Source organism: Streptomyces sodiiphilus, assembly GCF_039529215.1.
GTDB classification, from domain to species: domain Bacteria; phylum Actinomycetota; class Actinomycetes; order Streptomycetales; family Streptomycetaceae; genus Streptomyces; species Streptomyces sodiiphilus.
The window spans coordinates 183,812-200,149 of the sequence record NZ_BAAAMJ010000030.1 but is presented as its reverse complement, the minus strand read 5'-3'; the positions used below and the strand labels follow the sequence as shown (position 1 = coordinate 200,149).

At 71.7% G+C, this 16,338-nt stretch carries 14 protein-coding genes and 1 tRNA gene; 13 read left to right on the top strand and 2 right to left on the bottom strand.

Features of this window, described 5'->3' with window-relative positions; genetic code table 11:
- Positions 1-19: 19 nt before the first annotated feature.
- The 7 genes from pepN to ABD299_RS15135 all read left to right on the top strand — a co-directional run bounded on the left by pepN (position 20) and on the right by ABD299_RS15135 (position 9,124).
- On the top strand, positions 20-2,551 hold the full coding sequence (gene pepN / locus ABD299_RS15165) for an aminopeptidase N (protein ID WP_344262528.1): 2,532 nt from the start codon (positions 20-22) through the stop codon (positions 2,549-2,551).
- 187 nt (positions 2,552-2,738) lie between these two features.
- Entirely contained in the window at positions 2,739-4,217 is a 1,479-nt protein-coding gene (locus ABD299_RS15160) for a pyridoxal phosphate-dependent decarboxylase family protein (RefSeq protein ID WP_344262526.1), read from the top strand.
- The gene (locus ABD299_RS15155; RefSeq protein WP_344262524.1) at positions 4,214-5,647 is read left to right on the top strand and encodes a lysine N(6)-hydroxylase/L-ornithine N(5)-oxygenase family protein; all 1,434 of its coding nucleotides are present in this window, start codon (positions 4,214-4,216) and stop codon (positions 5,645-5,647) included. The genes ABD299_RS15160 and ABD299_RS15155 overlap by 4 nt, the downstream gene beginning before the upstream one ends.
- An 86-nt stretch (positions 5,648-5,733) precedes the next feature.
- Positions 5,734-7,167 (top strand): pyruvate kinase, encoded by a 1,434-nt coding sequence (pyk, locus tag ABD299_RS15150; RefSeq protein ID WP_344262522.1) that lies wholly within the window; start codon positions 5,734-5,736, stop codon positions 7,165-7,167.
- Between the two features lie 117 nt (positions 7,168-7,284).
- Positions 7,285-7,416: a hypothetical protein gene (locus tag ABD299_RS15145; protein ID WP_344262520.1), complete on the top strand. Its 132-nt coding sequence runs from the start codon at positions 7,285-7,287 to the stop codon at positions 7,414-7,416.
- Complete coding sequence (locus tag ABD299_RS15140) at positions 7,413-8,348, top strand: DUF6807 domain-containing protein (protein ID WP_344262519.1); 936 nt, start codon at positions 7,413-7,415, stop codon at positions 8,346-8,348. The genes ABD299_RS15145 and ABD299_RS15140 overlap by 4 nt, the downstream gene beginning before the upstream one ends.
- 14 nt (positions 8,349-8,362) lie before the next feature.
- Positions 8,363-9,124: a cupin gene (locus ABD299_RS15135; protein ID WP_344262730.1), complete on the top strand. Its 762-nt coding sequence runs from the start codon at positions 8,363-8,365 to the stop codon at positions 9,122-9,124.
- Positions 9,125-9,155: 31 nt separating this feature from the next.
- Here ABD299_RS15135 and ABD299_RS15130 read toward each other — a convergent pair.
- Positions 9,156-9,229, bottom strand: a tRNA-Leu gene (locus ABD299_RS15130).
- A gap of 98 nt (positions 9,230-9,327) precedes the next feature.
- On the opposite strand from ABD299_RS15130, the gene ABD299_RS15125 reads away from it, so the two are divergent.
- The 6 genes from ABD299_RS15125 to ABD299_RS15100 all read left to right on the top strand — a co-directional run bounded on the left by ABD299_RS15125 (position 9,328) and on the right by ABD299_RS15100 (position 15,665).
- Complete coding sequence (locus ABD299_RS15125) at positions 9,328-9,990, top strand: ANTAR domain-containing response regulator (RefSeq protein WP_344262517.1); 663 nt, start codon at positions 9,328-9,330, stop codon at positions 9,988-9,990.
- 316 nt (positions 9,991-10,306) lie between these two features.
- A complete protein-coding gene (locus tag ABD299_RS15120) occupies positions 10,307-11,467 on the top strand; it encodes a branched-chain amino acid ABC transporter substrate-binding protein (protein WP_344262515.1) in 1,161 nt (386 codons plus the stop codon).
- Between the two features lie 208 nt (positions 11,468-11,675).
- Positions 11,676-12,599, top strand: coding sequence for a branched-chain amino acid ABC transporter permease (locus ABD299_RS15115; protein ID WP_344262513.1), 924 nt, complete (start codon positions 11,676-11,678; stop codon positions 12,597-12,599).
- Positions 12,596-13,957: a branched-chain amino acid ABC transporter permease gene (locus ABD299_RS15110; protein WP_344262511.1), complete on the top strand. Its 1,362-nt coding sequence runs from the start codon at positions 12,596-12,598 to the stop codon at positions 13,955-13,957. Before ABD299_RS15115 ends, ABD299_RS15110 begins: the two co-directional genes overlap by 4 nt.
- Positions 13,954-14,901: an ABC transporter ATP-binding protein gene (locus ABD299_RS15105; protein ID WP_344262509.1), complete on the top strand. Its 948-nt coding sequence runs from the start codon at positions 13,954-13,956 to the stop codon at positions 14,899-14,901. The genes ABD299_RS15110 and ABD299_RS15105 overlap by 4 nt, the downstream gene beginning before the upstream one ends.
- The gene (locus tag ABD299_RS15100; RefSeq protein WP_344262507.1) at positions 14,898-15,665 is read left to right on the top strand and encodes an ABC transporter ATP-binding protein; all 768 of its coding nucleotides are present in this window, start codon (positions 14,898-14,900) and stop codon (positions 15,663-15,665) included. The genes ABD299_RS15105 and ABD299_RS15100 overlap by 4 nt, the downstream gene beginning before the upstream one ends.
- A 148-nt stretch (positions 15,666-15,813) precedes the next feature.
- Here the strand turns inward: ABD299_RS15100 and ABD299_RS15095 are convergent, their stop codons facing one another.
- Positions 15,814-16,290, bottom strand: coding sequence for a PaaI family thioesterase (locus ABD299_RS15095; RefSeq protein ID WP_344262505.1), 477 nt, complete (start codon positions 16,288-16,290; stop codon positions 15,814-15,816).
- Between the last annotated feature and the right edge of the window lie 48 nt (positions 16,291-16,338).

The window sequence follows — 16,338 nt, the reverse complement described above, 5'->3', positions numbered from 1 at the left end:
GGTACGGCAGCATGAGCGCATGGCACCCCTTACGCGCGACGAGGCGCAGACCCGTGCGGAGATGCTCGCCGTCGACCGGTACACGATCGACCTCGACCTCACCCGCGGAGAGCAGACCTTCGGCTCCACCACCATCATCCGTTTCGCCGCCGTCCGGGACGGCGACACCTTCGCCGAACTCCGTCCGGCCGCGCTGCGCCGCGCGGTGCTCGACGGCCGGGAACTGGATCCCGGGACGCTGGCGGACGGCCGTCTGCCGCTTCCGGGACTGACTGCCGGAGACCACGAACTGCGCGTCGAGGCCGACATGCCCTACTCCCGCACCGGGGAGGGCATGCACCGCTTCACCGACCCCGCCGACGGGCACACCTACCTGTACACCATGTGCGCGCTGACCGAGGCTCCCCTGGTCTACGCGTGCTTCGACCAGCCCGACCTCAAGGCCGTCCTCGAGGTGACCGTCACCGCCCCGCCGGACTGGACAGTCCTGGCCAACGGTGTCGCCACCCGGGCGGAGGGGGAACCGGGGCGCTGGACGTGCGCTCCCACCCCGCCCCTGAGCACCTATCTGCTGGCGGTGGCCGCAGGACCGTGGCACTCGGTGCGCACCGAGCACGCCGGCCTGCCCTTCGGCCTGCACGTGCGGCGTTCCCTCGCCGCTCACCTCGACGCCGACGCCGAGGAGATCCTCGACATCACCCGGCGCTGCTACGACCGGTATCACGAGATCTTCGACGAGCCCTACCCGTTCGACTCCTACGACCAGGCGTTCGTCCCTGAGTTCAACGCGGGAGCCATGGAGAACCCCGGACTGGTCACCTTCCGCGACGAGTTCGTCTTCCGGTCGGCGGTCACGGCCACCCAGCGGCAGACCCGGGGCATGGTCATCGCCCACGAAATGGCCCACATGTGGTTCGGTGACCTGGTCACCCTCCGCTGGTGGGACGACATCTGGCTGAACGAGTCCTTCGCCGAGTACATGGGATACCAGGTGCTCAGCGAGGCCACCGGTTACCGCGACACCTGGACCGAGTTCGCCGTCCGCCGCAAGGGCTGGGGATACGACGCCGACCAGCGGCCCTCCACCCACCCCGTCGCCCCCGAACCCGACGACGTCCCCGACACCGCCGCCGCGTGGCTCAACTTCGACGGCATCTCCTACGCCAAGGGGGCCTCGGCCCTCCGTCAGCTCGTGGCGTGGCTGGGGGAGAAGGACTTCCTGGCCGGCATCAACGACCACTTCGCCCGCCACCGTTTCGGCAACGCGACCCTCGCCGACTTCATCGACTCCCTGGCCCGCGCGTCCGGCCGCGATGTCCAGGGCTGGGCCGCCCGCTGGCTGCGCACCAGCGGCCCCGACACCCTCACTCCCGAGATCACCGGCGGTGCGGACAGCGGCGACGGCTGGCGGCTGCGGCTGCGGCACACCGGGGGCCGTCCGCACCGGCTGCTGCTGGGGGCGTACGACCTGGCCCCCGCCGAGGGCGGCGGCCGTGACACGGGCACCGTGGTCCTGCGCGAACGCACCGCGATCGACCTGCCCGCCGGCGACGGCACCGGTGAGCACACCTTCCCCGGGCCCCGCCCCGACCTCCTCGTCGTCAACGACACGGATCTCACCTACGCGAAGGTCCGCCTGGACCCCGTCTCCTGGCGGACCGCGCGGCAGGTCCTTCCCTCGCTGCCCGGATCGCTGACGCGGTCCGTGGTGTGGAACGCCGCCCGCGACATGGTGCGCGACGCCGAACTCGACCCGATGGAGTACCTCGGCACCGCCCGCCGGAACCTGGCCGCGGAGCCGGACCTGGCCATCGTCGAGGGTGTGCTGGACTTCGCCCGCGGCCAGATCGCCGACCGCTACCTGCCCGCCTCCCGGCGCGGTGAGGCCCTCGGTCTCCTCGGCGAGCTGGCCGGGGAACTGCTGGCCCGCACCGAGGACGGCGGCGACCCGGGGCGCAGACTCACCGCCGTCCGCGTCGCGATCCGCTCCGCCACCGCCCCCGGCACGCTGCGCGCCTGGTGGGAGGCGGGAAGCGTGCCCGGCGGGCCGGTGCTCGATCCCGAACTGCGCTGGCTGCTGCTGCACCGCCTCGCCGTGCTCGGGGCCACCGACCCGCGGGAGATCCAGGCGGAGGCCGGACGCGACCCGAGCGCCGCCGGTGAGCAGGGAGCCGCCCGCTGCCGGGCCGCGCTGCCCGACAGCGGCGCCAAGGAGGCGGCCTGGGAGGCGATGTTCGGTGAGGCCGACACGCTCTCCAACCGTCTGTTCTCGGCCACCGGCCAGGGGTTCTGGCACCCTGAGCAGCACGAACTGCTGCAGCCCTGGACCGAACGCTGGTTCCCGGCCGCCGTCGCGCTGGCCGAGCGGCGCGGCCACGCCCTGGCCGAGGCCGCGGTGAACGACGCCTTCCCGCACGTCTTCGGGTCGGACCGCCTCCTGCGGCTCGGGGAGGAGCACCTCGCCGGGACGGAACTCACCCCCACGCTCCGCCGACGGCTCACCGACGCGCTCGACGACATGCGGCGGGCGCTGCGGGTGCGGCACGGCTGACCGGCCAGGGACGGGAGACGGGCCGTGGTGTCCCCCGATCGGGGGAAGAACCTCCGGAGCCCGGCCGGGGGAGGGCGCCCGCCCCTAACTTGAGGGCGTCCTCCCCCCGCACCACCGGTCCCACCGGGCACCGCTCCGGCGGCCCCGGTGGTGCGGGGCCCGCACCCTTGCCGACGGGAGCCGCTCCGTGCCCGCACCACACCTTCCCCCGGATCCGGCGTCGCTGGCCGGCGGACCCGCCGGCCCCCGCGCGCTGGCGCCGCTGCTCCACACCGTGCTGGAGGCCCTGGCCGATGGCGCGGACGCCCGCTGCGGGCCCCTGCCCCCGGGCGGGCCCGGCGCCGTGGGGCGTGCGGTCGCTTGCCGCTGCGCGCCCGTCCTGCCCCGGCAGGGCACCGGGGCCCACGAGGCGCTGCGCGAACTCGTCGGCCTGCTGGCCGAGGGCGCCGCCGATCCTGCCGACCCGCACTGCGCGGCACACCTGCACTGCCCCCCGCTGGCCGTCGCCGCGGCGGCGGATCTCGCGGCCGCCGCACTCAACCCGTCCATGGACTCCTGGGATCAGGCCCCCGCCGCCTCGGCCCTGGAGACCCTGGTCACCGAAGAGCTCGCCGGGCGTGTCCACCCCGGCGGCCCGGACCCCGCGGCACTGGTCACCACCGGCGGCACCGAGGGCAACCAGCTCGGTCTCCTGCTGGCCCGGGAGGCACCGGGGGCGAGCGGGGACGGGCACCGGCTGCGGGTGCTGTGCGGGGCCAATGCCCACCACAGCGTGCTGCGCGCCGCCTGGCTGCTCGGACTGCCGGCACCGCATGTCCTGCCCACCCCGGCGGGAACGCTCGACCCGGCCGCCGTGCACACGGCGCTGCGGGACACGCCGGACCCCGGGGCCCCGGCGCTGGTCGTGGCCACCGCCGGGACCACCGACAGCGGCGCCGTGGACCCGCTGCCCGGACTGGCCGCCACCGCCGCCGCCCACCGGGCCCGGCTGCACGTGGACGCCGCCTACGGCGGGCCACTGCTGTTCAGTGCCGCCCGCCGGCATCTCCTCGACGGCCTCGGCCGTGCCCACAGCGTCACGCTGGACCTCCACAAGCTCGGCTGGCAGCCGGTCGCGGCGGGCCTGCTCACGGTGCCCGACCGCGCCTTCCTGAAGCCCCTGGAACACCGCGCCGCATACCTCAACCCCGGCGACGACACGGAGGCCGGACTCCCCGACCTCCTCGGCCGGTCGCTGCGCACCACCCGGCGGCCCGACATCCTCAAGATCGCTGTCACCCTCCGCGCGCTCGGGGAGGAAGGGCTCGGCGCGCTCATCGACCGGACCTGCGAGGCCGCCGCGCAGCTCGCGGCACTGGTGGACTCCGACCCCCGGCTGGAGCTGCGGACCCGGCCGGTCCTCAGCACCGTGCTGTTCCGCCCCGCGGGAGCCACCGACGCGCTGGTCGCCGCCGTGCGCCGACGGCTGCTTGCCGACGGCCGCGCGGTGCTGGGCCGCGCCCACGCGCCCGATACCGGCGGACGGGAGCGCCTGTGGCTCAAGGCCACCCTGCTCAACCCGCACGTCCAGCCGGACGATCTGGCCGCCCTGATCAAACTCGTGCACGAGGCCGCCGCGGGCGGTGCCGGTCCCGTCCACTCCCCGGCGCGGAGGGCCGTCCGGTGACCCACGACCCGTCGGCCGGGGCCCCGCTGGATCTGGCGGGTGTCGGGATCGGCCCGGCCAATCTCTCGCTGGCGGCCCTGGCCCACCCGGTCCCCGGGCTGCGCACGGCCTTCCACGACCAGCGGCCCTCCTTCCACTGGCACCCGGGACTGCTCATCGAGGGAACCACCCTGCAGGTCCCCTTCCTGGCGGACCTGGTCACCCTCGCCGATCCGACCAGCCCGTTCAGTTTCCTCAGCTACCTGGCGCACCGTCAGCGCCTGTACCCCTTCTACTTCGCCGAACGGCTGCACCCGCTGCGCACGGAGTACGACGCCTACTGCCGGTGGGTCAGCGGCCGGCTTCCGTCACTGCGCTTCGGCCACCGGGTGGAGGCGGTGCGCTGGGACGCCGCGGACGGTCTGTTCGTGCTCGACGTCACCCGCACCGGGGCGGCCCCCGGCCCGGGTCCGGACGCCGCCGGGGAGCCCCGGCCCGCACCGTGCCGGGTCCGGGCCCGCAACGTGGTCCTGGGGGTGGGCACCGCGCCGCACGTGCCCGAGGCGCTGCGGGGGCAGGCCGACGACCCGTCGGTGCCGGTCGTCCACTCGTCCGATTACCTCCGGCACCGCGACCGCCTGCTGGCGGCCGGGCACGTCACCGTCGTCGGCTCGGGCCAGTCCGGTGCGGAGGTCTTCCTGGACCTGCTGCGCCACCGGCCGGCCGGGGCGGAGCGGCTGCACTGGCTCGCCCGCAGCCCGGCCTTCGCACCCATGGAGTACAGCAAGCTCGGCCTGGAGCACTTCACCCCCGACTACACGCGGTACTTCCACACGCTTCCCGAGCCGGTGCGCGATGCCCTGCCCGGCCGGCAATGGCAGCTGTACAAGGCGGTGGACCACCAGACCCTGGCGGCCGTCCATGACGAGCTGTGCCGCCGCTCCCAGCACGGGGGGTGGCCGGACACCGTCCTGACGCCCGGCGTCACGGTGCGCGCCGCCTTCCGCACCGCGGAGGGACGGATCGGGCTGGATCTGGCCCACGCGGAGCAGGGCACCCGCGCCGGGCTCGTCACGGACGCCGTGGTGCTGGCCACCGGCTACCGGGAACGCCCCCTGGACCGCCTGCTCGCCCCGCTCGGCGACGCCGTCCGCAGGGACTCCGCCGGGCGGCCGCGGATCGACGAGTACTACCGGCTGGTGCTGGATCCCTCCGTCACCGGCGCCGTCTTCGTGCAGAACGCCGAGCGCCACACCCACGGGGTCGGTGCCCCCGATCTGGGCCTGGTGGCCCACCGCAGCGCGGTCGTTCTCGCCGCCCTCACCGGGCATCCGCCCTATCCGCTGCCCGAGCGCACCGCATTCACCGCATTCGGTCTGGGACAGCAGCCCCGGGCGCACGAAGAGACATCCGCCGCCCGCTCATCCGAGCACCCCCGTGCACATTCATGAAATGTCAACGGGAAGTTATCCGGAAGCCGTTGTGCGGACGTCTTCGCGCGCTCCTCTACTCATTGGTAAGTCGTAGAGTCGTCGCCATGCGCCGAGCGAAAATCGTCTGCACCCTGGGGCCCGCCACCGACTCGTACGAGCAGATCGCCGCGCTCGTGGAGGCCGGAATGGACGTGGCGCGGCTCAATCTCAGCCATGGTGCGCATGCCGAGCACGAACTCAGGTACGACCGTGTCCGCCGTGCCGCGGCGCAGGCGGGGAGGGGGGTGGGTATTCTCGCGGATCTCCAGGGCCCGAAGATCAGACTCGGGAGTTTCCGGGAAGGTCCCGTGCTTCTCGAGAACGGGGACACATTCACCATCACCACCGAAAGCGTGGAAGGCGATCAGAACCGTTGCGGCACCACCTATGCGGGCCTGGCGGCGGATGTCTCGCCCGGTGAGCGCATTCTCGTCGACGACGGAAAGGTGGCTCTCGATGTCGTCGCCGTCGACGGCCCCCGGGTGCACACCGTGGTGGTCGAGGGAGGGGTGGTCTCCGACCACAAAGGGCTCAATCTCCCCGGCGTCGCCGTCTCTGTCCCGGCGCTGTCGCCCAAGGACGTCGCCGACCTGCGCTGGGCGCTGCGCACCGGCGTGGACATCGTGGCGCTGTCCTTCGTGCGCACCGGTGACGACATCAAGGACGTGCACCGGGTGATGGCGGAGGAGGGGCGGTTCCTGCCCGTCATCGCCAAGATCGAGAAGCCGCAGGCGGAGGAGAACCTCCAGGACATCGTCGACGCCTTCGACGGCATCATGGTGGCCCGCGGCGACCTCGGTGTGGAGACCCCGCTGGAGGCTGTGCCGCTGGTGCAGAAGAGGGCGGTCCAGCTCGCCAGGCGCAACGCCAAACCGGTGATCGTCGCCACCCAGATGCTGGAGTCGATGACCGACTCCTCGCGGCCCACCCGGGCCGAGGCGTCCGACGTCGCCAACGCCGTGATGGACGGCACCGACGCGGTCATGCTCTCGGGTGAGACGAGCGTCGGCCGCCATCCCGCCGTGACGGTGCGGACCATGTCCCGGATCGTGGCCGCGGCGGAGGAGGAGATGCTCTCCGGCGGGCTGTCCCCGCTCGTCCAGAGCAGCAAGCCGCGCACCCAGAGCGGGGCGGTGGCCCGGGCCGCCGCCGAGATCGGCGACTTCCTGGGTGCCTCGCTGCTGGCCGCCTTCACGCTCAGCGGTGACACGGCACGGCGGCTGTCCCGCTACCGTTCCCCCGTCCCCCTCGTCGCCTTCACCCCGGACCCGGCCACTCACGCGCAGCTGAGTCTCACCTGGGGGGTGGAGTCCTTCCTGGTCCCCACCGTGCGGTCCACGGACGAGATGGCCGACCAGATGGACCGGCTGCTGCTGAGCAGCGGTCGCTGCCGCCGCGGGGAGGTGGTTGTCATGACCGCGGGATCCCCGCCGGGGGTGGCCGGCACGACCAATCTGGTGCGGGTGCACCGGGTCGGCGGGGGCGAGCCCCCGGCCTGAAGCGGTCGGCCGGCAGCCCGGGCGGCCGACCGCCGGCCGGGCGCACTTGTCATGCCCGGCCTGGCGTGATTGGGTTTCCGGCATCGCCGGGAAAGCGCTTACTGCGAGGAGTCGCGCATGGCCGGACCGCCCCGCATCCGCGTCGCCGTGGTCGGTACCGGCGCCATCGTCACCGGCGGCCCCTACTACGACGCGATGCACGGCGGTCATCCGGACTGGGCGCCGGCCGCGGGCAAGGAGATCGCATGACCGCCGGCCTGACCGTCACCCACGCCCTGGGCGAGCACATCGCCGTCGAGGCCTGCGGCAGCGGGATCCTGTCCTACGTCTACCGCCCCGATCCGGAGCCCTACGAGTCCCGCAAGCCCTACGCCCACCCGCTGCGCACCCTGGCCGGCCGCCTGGTCACCGGATACCGCCCCAACGACCACCGGTGGCACAAAGGGCTGCAGATGACCGCCAGCCATCTGTCGGAACAGAACTTCTGGGGCGGCAACTCCTACATCCACGGGCAGGGGTACCGGCGCATTCCCGAGCGTGTGGGATCGATGCGGCACGACGCCTTTCCCGCCGTTGAGTGCACCGGGGAACGCGCGCACATCGCCGAGGACCTGACCTGGCTCAGCAACAGCGGTCAGGAGTGGGCCGCCGAGCACCGCACGCTCACCGTCCACTCCGCCGATCCCACGGAGGGCGCCTGGGTCCTGGACTGGACTATTCACCTCACCAACCTGCGCGACGAGACACTCCGCTTCGGAAGCCCCACCACTGCGGGCCGGGAGATGGCCGGGTACACCGGGCTGAACTGGCGCGGCCCCCGCGACTTCACCGGGGGCCGGGTGCTCACACCCCAGGGGCCCGGCGCCGACGCCGCCGTCATGGGAACCGCGGCGGCCACCGTGCCCTGGCTGGGCTTCACCGCCGAACACGACGACATGGACGCCCACTCCACCCTTGTCTTCGCCCATGCCCCGGAGAACCTCGGCGCGGAGGCCGTGCACCCCTCCCACTGGTTCGTCCGGTCCGCCCCGATCCCCTCGGTCGCCTTCTCCTGGGCGTTCTTCGAGGAGTTCGGCCTCCCGCCGGGAGAGTCGTTCGCCTACCGCTACCGCGTCGTCGTGGCCGACGGAGCCTGGGACACCGCCCGCATCCAGCGCTACCTCGACACCCTCCCCTGGTGAGCGGGGGAGTCGCGATGGACCTTTCCGCCCCGCTTCCCGGCGCCGTGGGGCTGTCCCACATCAGCGCCTGCCCCTGGCCCGCCGCCGACGGCCGCTGCGGCGGGAGCCCGCACGTCCACCTCGCCTGCACCGAGGCGTACATCACCACCGGCGGGACGGGAGCGGTGCAGACGCTGACGCCCGGCGGCTTCGAGGAGACCTTCCTGGAGCCCGGCATCGTGGTCTGGTTCACCCCCGGCACTGTCCACCGCATGATCGACGGGAGTGGCCTGCGGGTCACCGTGCTGATGCAGAACAGCGGCCTGCCCGAGGCGGGGGACGCGGTCTTCACGTTTCCGCCGGAGATCCTGGCCGATCCGGCGCGCTACGCCGCGGAAGCCGCTCTCCCGGCCCGCGAGGGGCCCGCCGCCGGGAAGGCCGCCCGCCGCCGGCGGGATCTGGCCGTCGAGGGCTACCTGGACCTGAGCGCGGCCCTGCGCGCCGGTGACGCCGGGCCGTTGCGGGAGTTCCACCGGGCCGCTGCACGGCTGGTGGCGCCGAAGGCGGAGGCGTGGCGCGAGCGTTGGCGGACCGGAGCCCTGGAGGCGGCGCGGACCACCGGCCGGCATCTGGACGCCCTGGTGCGGGCCGACCCCTCGCATCTGGGCCGGGCCGTGGTCCGTTCGACGGGGCCGACGCGCACCGGAGGCTACGGGATGTGCGGCCGGAGGGCCGAGTACGAGGTGCCCGGTGCCACACTCCCGTACCACGGGGAGTCCGGGGACGCGTCGCCCTGAAGGGGCGCCTCCTTCGAATAAAAGGGAAAAGTGTCCCGGGTGGGACTCGAACCCACACTGTGCACCTTTTGAGGGTGCCGTCTCTGCCGATTGGACTACCGGGACCCTTCGGAACAAAGGGCGGCGGCTACCCGCCGTGACTCAAACATACAACAGGTAGGTACCCTCATGGGTGCCCCATCCGGTTGGAAGCGAGGAGCACCGTGAGCACCGCCGATGTCCCCGACGAGCCGACGCCGACCGACCCCGCCGGCGACGGAAGTGATGCCCACACACCGCCGCACACCACCCGCGTGGTCATCGCCGAGGACGAGGCGCTGATCCGGCTGGACCTCAAGGAAATGCTGGAGGAGGAGGGCTACAGCGTCGTCGGCGAGGCCGGGGACGGCCAGCGGGCGCTGGAGCTGGCCCGCGAGCACCGGCCGGACCTGGTGATCCTGGACGTGAAGATGCCGGTCATGGACGGCATCTCGGCCGCGGAGAAGATCGCCGCGGACAGTATCGCCCCGGTGCTGATGCTCACCGCGTTCTCGCAGCGCGACCTGGTGGAGCGGGCGCGCGACGCCGGGGCGATGGCGTACCTGGTGAAACCCTTCAGCAAGGGTGACGTGGTGCCCGCCATCGAGATGGCGGTCTCCCGGTTCGAGGAGATGAAGGCGCTCTCGCAGGAGGTCGCGGACCTCACCCAGCGGCTGGAGACCCGCAAGATGGTCGAGCGGGCCAAGAGCGTCCTGCAGACCCAGTACGGGCTGACCGAGCCCGCCGCGTTCCGCTGGATCCAGAAGACCTCGATGGACCGCAGGCTGTCCATGCTCCAGGTGGCCGAGGCCGTCATCGAGGACGCGCGCGAGCGCAAGCAGCAGTGACCCGGTTGCGGCGCGTAGCCCCAGGACTGGCGCCCCGCCGTGCCGCCGCGGCCGGATTCCGGGTGTGTGCGGGTGTGTGCGAAAGCGAGTCGATCTTCGCGGGGGCGTCCGCTTGCCGGTGAGGGGTGTTCTGTGACCGGTGTGTCGGTGAGGTCACGAGGCGATCACATCTGGGCCGACCGTCTATCTGTGCAGCGTGCGGGGCAATAGATTCCGCTCCACACCGTACCAGTGTGCGATTGCACCGGTCCTCGTGCGGTGACGTCATGATCTGGGCTCGGTCCAGGGGGTTTTCGAAGTGCTCAACAGAACCATCGTGAGACTCGCGATACCTATCGCCATAGGCGCGCTGGCGCTCACCGCTTGCGGAAGCGAAGACGGTGACGACAACGGCGGCGGCGGTGGCGGTAGCGCGACCTACAAGATCGCCTACCAGGGTCCCCTCTCCGGCGACAATGTCGCGCTCGGCGAGAACATGCAGAACGGCATTCAGCTCGCCATCGACGAGGCGAACGAGTCGGGTGATTACGACTTCACCGTCGAATACGTCCCGACGGACGACGAGGGCGACCCGGGCAAGGCGACTGCCGCCGCCCAGCGCGCCATCGACGACAGCGCCGTGATGGCGGTCATCGGCCCGGCGTTCTCCGGTGCCGCGAGCACGGCGGCGCCGCTGTACGGCGAAGCGGGCATGGCGGCGGTGTCGTCCTCGGCGACGAACCCCACCCTGACCGAGCAGGAGTTCCCGACCTTCCTGCGCGCGGTGCCCAACGACAGCGCCCAGGGCGCCGGCATGGCCACCTACCTGGCCGCCCAGGACGGTGTCGAGACGGTCATCGTCATCGACGACGTCTCGGACTACGGCGTCGGCCTGGCCGAGGTCGCCGAGCAGGGTCTGCTGGACGCCGGGCTGAACGTGGAGCGGGAGAGCATCCCGGCCGACACCCCGGACTACAGCGGTGCGGCCCGCACCGTCGTCCAGTCGGGCGCGGACGCGCTGATCTACGCCGGTTACTACGAGGCCGCGGGCCGGTTCGCCCCGGCGCTCGCGGACGCCGGTTACGACGGCCTGGCCATGGCCGGTGACGGCGTGAACGACGACAACTTCCTCAACCAGGCGGGCAACTCGGCCGAGGGCTGGCTGCTCACCTGCCCGTGCACGGACCCGACGGAGGAGGAGGCCACCTCCGCCTTCGCCGAGCGCTACCAGGCGGAGTTCAACACGCCTCCGGGAACCTACTCGGCCGAGTCCTACGACGTGGCGATGATGATCATCAGCACCATGGCGGAGCTGGGTGACGACGTCAACCGGGAGTCGCTGTACGAGGCGCTCGCGAGCACCGAGTACCAGGGTCTGACCAAGACGTTCTCCTTCGACGAGAAGGGGGAGTTCACCAACCAGGCGATCTTCCTCTACGAGGTGCAGGGCAGCAGCCGTGAGTACCTCGGCGGCGTGGAGGAACTGACCGGCAGCTGAGACCGGCGCCGGCCGGATCCGAGGGCCGGCCGGCACGGAAGGGCGATTGTCTTCCGTGCCGGCCGGGCCCCTGTCGCCGGGGCGTGACGCACCACGTGCCGCCCGCCCCCCTTCTCGGTCCTTACTTCCGCCGCGCTCCGCGGCGCACCGCGCGGCGGCGAATCGCGCCGTCCGCACGGCTGCTCATTCCCACAAGGAAGTCAGTTCGATGCCCTTCAGTGATCTCTGGGACGTCCTGGTCCTGGGGCTGGTGCTCGGCTCGTTGTACGCCGTCATCGCCATCGGTTACACGCTGGTCTACGGGGTCCTCCAGCTGCTGAACTTCGCGCACAGCGAGGTCTTCATGTTCGGCGGCTTCGGCGGGCTCATCATGCTCACCCTGGTCGCACCTCCGGCCGCCCCCTCGGGGATGCAGTCCGCCCTCTACGTGGTGCTGGGGATATCCGCCGGCGCTGCACTGGGCGCCACGGTCGCCTACGGCCTCGAAAAGGTCGCCTACCGGCCGTTGCGGCGGCGCCACGCTCCCCGGCTGGTCTTTCTGATCACCGCGATCGGCGCCTCCTTCTTTCTCTACAACCTGGTGGGCAAGGTCTTCGGGCGCAACACCAGCGCGATGCCCAGCATGTTCGAGAACCGGACGCTGTTCACCCTTTTCGGCACCCGGGTCAGCATCAATCAGCTGCTGATCGTGGTCGCGGCCGTTCTCATGCTGATCACCGTCGACTACGTGGTGAACCGCACGAAGCTGGGCTCGGGTATCCGTGCCGTGGCGCAGGACCCGGAAGTCGCCGCCCTGATGGGTGTGAACATCGACAAGGTGGTCTCGCGGACCTTCGTCATCGGCGGTCTGATGGGCGGAGCCGCCGGATTCCTGTACGGCATGACCAACCAGGTCTGGTACACGATGGGCTTCCTGCCCGGGATCACTGCGTTCGCCGCAGCGGTGCTGGGTGGTATCGGCAACGTCCGGGGCGCGATGCTCGGCGGCCTCCTCCTGGGCCTCGTCGAACAGTTCACGGTCGAATTCTGGGGCGATTCCTGGCGGTACGTCGGCGCGTTCGCCGTACTGGTTCTGGTGCTGATGTTCCGGCCCACCGGCATCCTCGGTGAGCGGATTGCGAGGGCGGCATGAGTACGGACACGACACTCCGCCGGACCCCGTCCGCGGCGAAGCTGCGGAAGGTCTCGTGGTACCAGCAGCCCCGCGTCAAGCGGCTCGGGGCCCTGATGGTCGTGGCCCTGGTGGGCACCCAGGTCACGGGTGAACAGGGCACGACCAACGACATCTTTCTCGCCCTGCGGGAGAACTTCACCGGCACCGGCCTGTGGATGTGGGTGGGAGCCTGCCTGGCGATCTGGCTGGTGCGGGAGTTCCTGCACGAGCCGGTCCGCTCCGGCTGGTCCGCCGGCAAGGCGCTGGTCGCCGGGCCGGTGGCCGGCGCCCGGCAGGAGTGGCGGTCCCGCCCCGTCCTGCGGCACGGCGCGCTCTCGATGCTGCTGCTCTTCCTGGTACTGCTGCCGCTGTGGGTCTCCACCTACTGGCAGCAGGTCATGGTCGACCAGATCGCGATCTTCGTGCTTCTGGCGATCGGCCTGAACGTGGTCATCGGCTGGGCCGGCATGCTCGACCTGGGCTTCGTGGCGTTCTTCGCCATCGGTGCCTACAGCGCGGCGTTCTGGACCGGCGCCCTGCCGGTCCAGCCGCCGATGGAGCTGAACACCTTCGCGGTCATCCCGATCGCCGTGGTGACCTGTCTGATCGCCGGTGTGCTGCTGGGCGCCCCGACGCTGCGGCTGCGCGGCGACTACCTGGCGATCGTGACTCTCGGCTTCCACGAGATCGTCTACCTGACCGCCCGGAACTGGGACTCCCTCACCGGCGGCTCGCGCGGCGTGCACACCGACCGGTTCTCCATCGACCTGGGCTTCTGGAGCTACGAGTGGGGTCTGGACCCCAAGCCGTACTACTGGCTGCTGCTCGGCTTCATCGTCGTGGTGATCTTCCTCTTCCTGAGGCTGGAGCACTCGCGCGTGGGCAGGGCGTGGACCGCCATCCGGGAGGACGAGGTCGCGGCCGCGTCCACCGGTGTGAACACCGTGCGGATGAAGCTGCTGGCATTCGCCATCGGAGCCTCGACCTCCGGAGTGGCCGGGGTCGCGTACGCCTCCAAGGCGGGCTTCTTCAACCCGGAGAACTTCGCGATCCTGCTGTCCATCCTGGTGCTGGCCTATGTCATCTTCGGCGGCATGGGCTCCATCCCCGGCGTACTGATGGGCGCCGCGCTGCTGGTGTGGCTGCCCGAGGTGCTGCGTGAGTACGTCGACCCGCGGGACCGGCACATGTACCTGGGAGCACTGCTGGTGATCATGATGATCTACCGGCCGCAGGGTCTGTGGCCCTCCCGGCGCCGGCAGCGAGAGCTGAAGATGGCGGAGGAAAGCACCGGCGGAGCCGACGCGCTGGGTGCGGCAGGAGGCAAGCAGGCATGACGACGGAGATGAAGCAGGCGGGCACGGAGGTGGCCGCGGGCGCCGCGGAGAACGTGCTCGAGACCTCGGGCGTGACCTTGCGCTTCGGTGGTCTGACCAGCCTGGACCACGTGGACCTGCGGATGCGCCGGGGCGAGATCCTGGCCATCATCGGGCCCAACGGTGCCGGGAAGACCTCGCTGTTCAACTCGCTGACCGGTGCCTATCTGCCGCAGGAGGGCCGGATCTCGTTCCGTCCCCGGGCCGGTGGCGAGCACGAGCTGCGCGGCCGCAAGCCGCACCTGGTGAGCCGGCTGGGCGTGGCACGCACGTTCCAGAACATCCGGCTGTTCGGGGCGCTCACCGCACTGGAGAACGTGAAGATCGCGGTGGAGACCCGGCAGCACACCGACGCGCTGTCGATCATGCTGGGCCTTCCGCACGCCCGGCGGGCAGAACGGGAGAGCGACCGCAAGGCGCACGAGATCCTGGCGTACGTGGGGCTGGAGACCCGGCTGAACGAACTGGCCTCCTCGCTCAGCTACGGCGAGCAGCGCCGGCTGGAGATCGCCCGGGCGCTGGCCACGGACCCCGAGCTGCTGCTGCTCGACGAGCCCGCGGCCGGCACCAACCCGACGGAGAAGCAGGACCTGGAGGAACTGATCCGGCGGATCAACCAGGATCTGCAGGTCAGCGTGCTGCTGATCGAGCACGACATGCGTCTGGTGATGTCGGTGGCCGACCGGGTCGCGGTGCTGAACTTCGGCCGGAAGATCGCCGAGGGCACTCCGTCGCAGGTGCAGCAGGACCCGGTGGTGATCGAGGCGTACCTCGGCACAGCCGCGGAGGAGGACACGGCGGCCGTGGCCGAGATGGCCGAGCGGGTGGCCGAGCACGAACAGCACGAGCACGAGGAGCGCGAGCGTCTGCGGCGCGAGTCCGAGGACGAGGAGGGGCGGGCATGAGTACGCCTCAGTTGAGCAAGCAGCCCGCCGCGGGGGGAGCGGACGCGGTGCCGCTGCTGGAGCTGCGGGACCTGCATGTCTTCTACGGAGCCATCGAGGCGCTGAAGGGCGTGAACCTCACGGTGGGGGAGGGCGAGGTCGTCGCGCTCCTCGGCGCGAACGGCGCGGGGAAGTCGACCACGCTGAAGACGGCCTCGGGCATGCTCTCGCCGCGCACCGGGGAGGTGCTGCTGCGCGGTGAGCGGATCGACGGCATCGCCTCCCACGAGCTCGTGAAGTTCGCCATGGGGCATGTCCCCGAGGGGCGACGGGTCTTCGCCCGGATGTCGGTGCTGGAGAACCTCCGTATGGGGGCTTACCGGCTGCGCCGTCCGGACCCGGACGACCTGGACCGGGTGTTCACCCTCTTCCCGCGGCTGGCCGACCGGCGCAGGCAACTGGCCGGCACGCTCTCCGGCGGTGAGCAGCAGATGCTGGCGATCGGCCGGGCCCTGATGGGCAAGCCGGAACTGCTGCTGCTGGACGAGCCGTCGATGGGCCTGGCCCCGCTGATCGTGCAGCAGATCTTCGAGATCCTGCGGGAGATCAACGAACAGGGCACCACGCTGCTGCTGGTCGAGCAGAACGCGGCCCAGGCGCTGCAGCTGGCCGACCGGGGGTACGTGCTGGAGACCGGGCAGGTCGTGATGTCGGACCAGGCGGGTGCCCTGCTGTCGGACCCGCGGGTGCGAGCGGCCTATCTGGGGGAGAGCGGGGAGCACTGACCGGCCGGGGCGGCTCCGCCGGGCCGTCCCGGGAACGCCGGCCACCGGACCGCGCGGCAGCCGCCGCGCCCCGGTGACCGGCGTTCCGGCCGTCCGGGCCGCTGTACCGGGGACTGCCGGACAGCCGGACCGGGAACCGGACGCGGGCTCAGGCCGGGGTGCCGGGCGCGTCGGGATTGTCCCGCAGGGCGCAGGTCAGGCGTGCGGTGCACACCCGCCGGCCGCTCTCGTCGGTGACGACGATGTCGTAGGTGGCGGAGGTGCGGCCGGTGTGCGCGGGAGTCGCCGTGGCCGTGATGATCCCGGAACGCACCGCCCGGTGGTGGGTGCAGTTGAGGTCCACACCGACGGCGAGCTTGTGCGGTCCGCCGTGCAGCATGGCGCCGATGGAACCGAGAGTCTCGGCGAGGACGGCCGAGGCGCCGCCGTGCAGCAGCCCGTAGGGCTGCGTGTTGCCCTCCACCGGCAGGGTGCCGGTCACTTTCCCGGGCGAGGCGTGCAGGACCCGCAGGCCCATCCGGGTGCCGAGGTTCCCGGCGGAGAAGAGAGCGTGCAGGTCGACGCCGCGTCCGGACCACTCCTCCAGGATCTCCGGCGGGAAGTAGGTGCTGGTCTGCTCGCCCATGGTGTCGGCTCCGTTCGGTGATCGGCCCCCTCGGAGGGATTCCCCGCA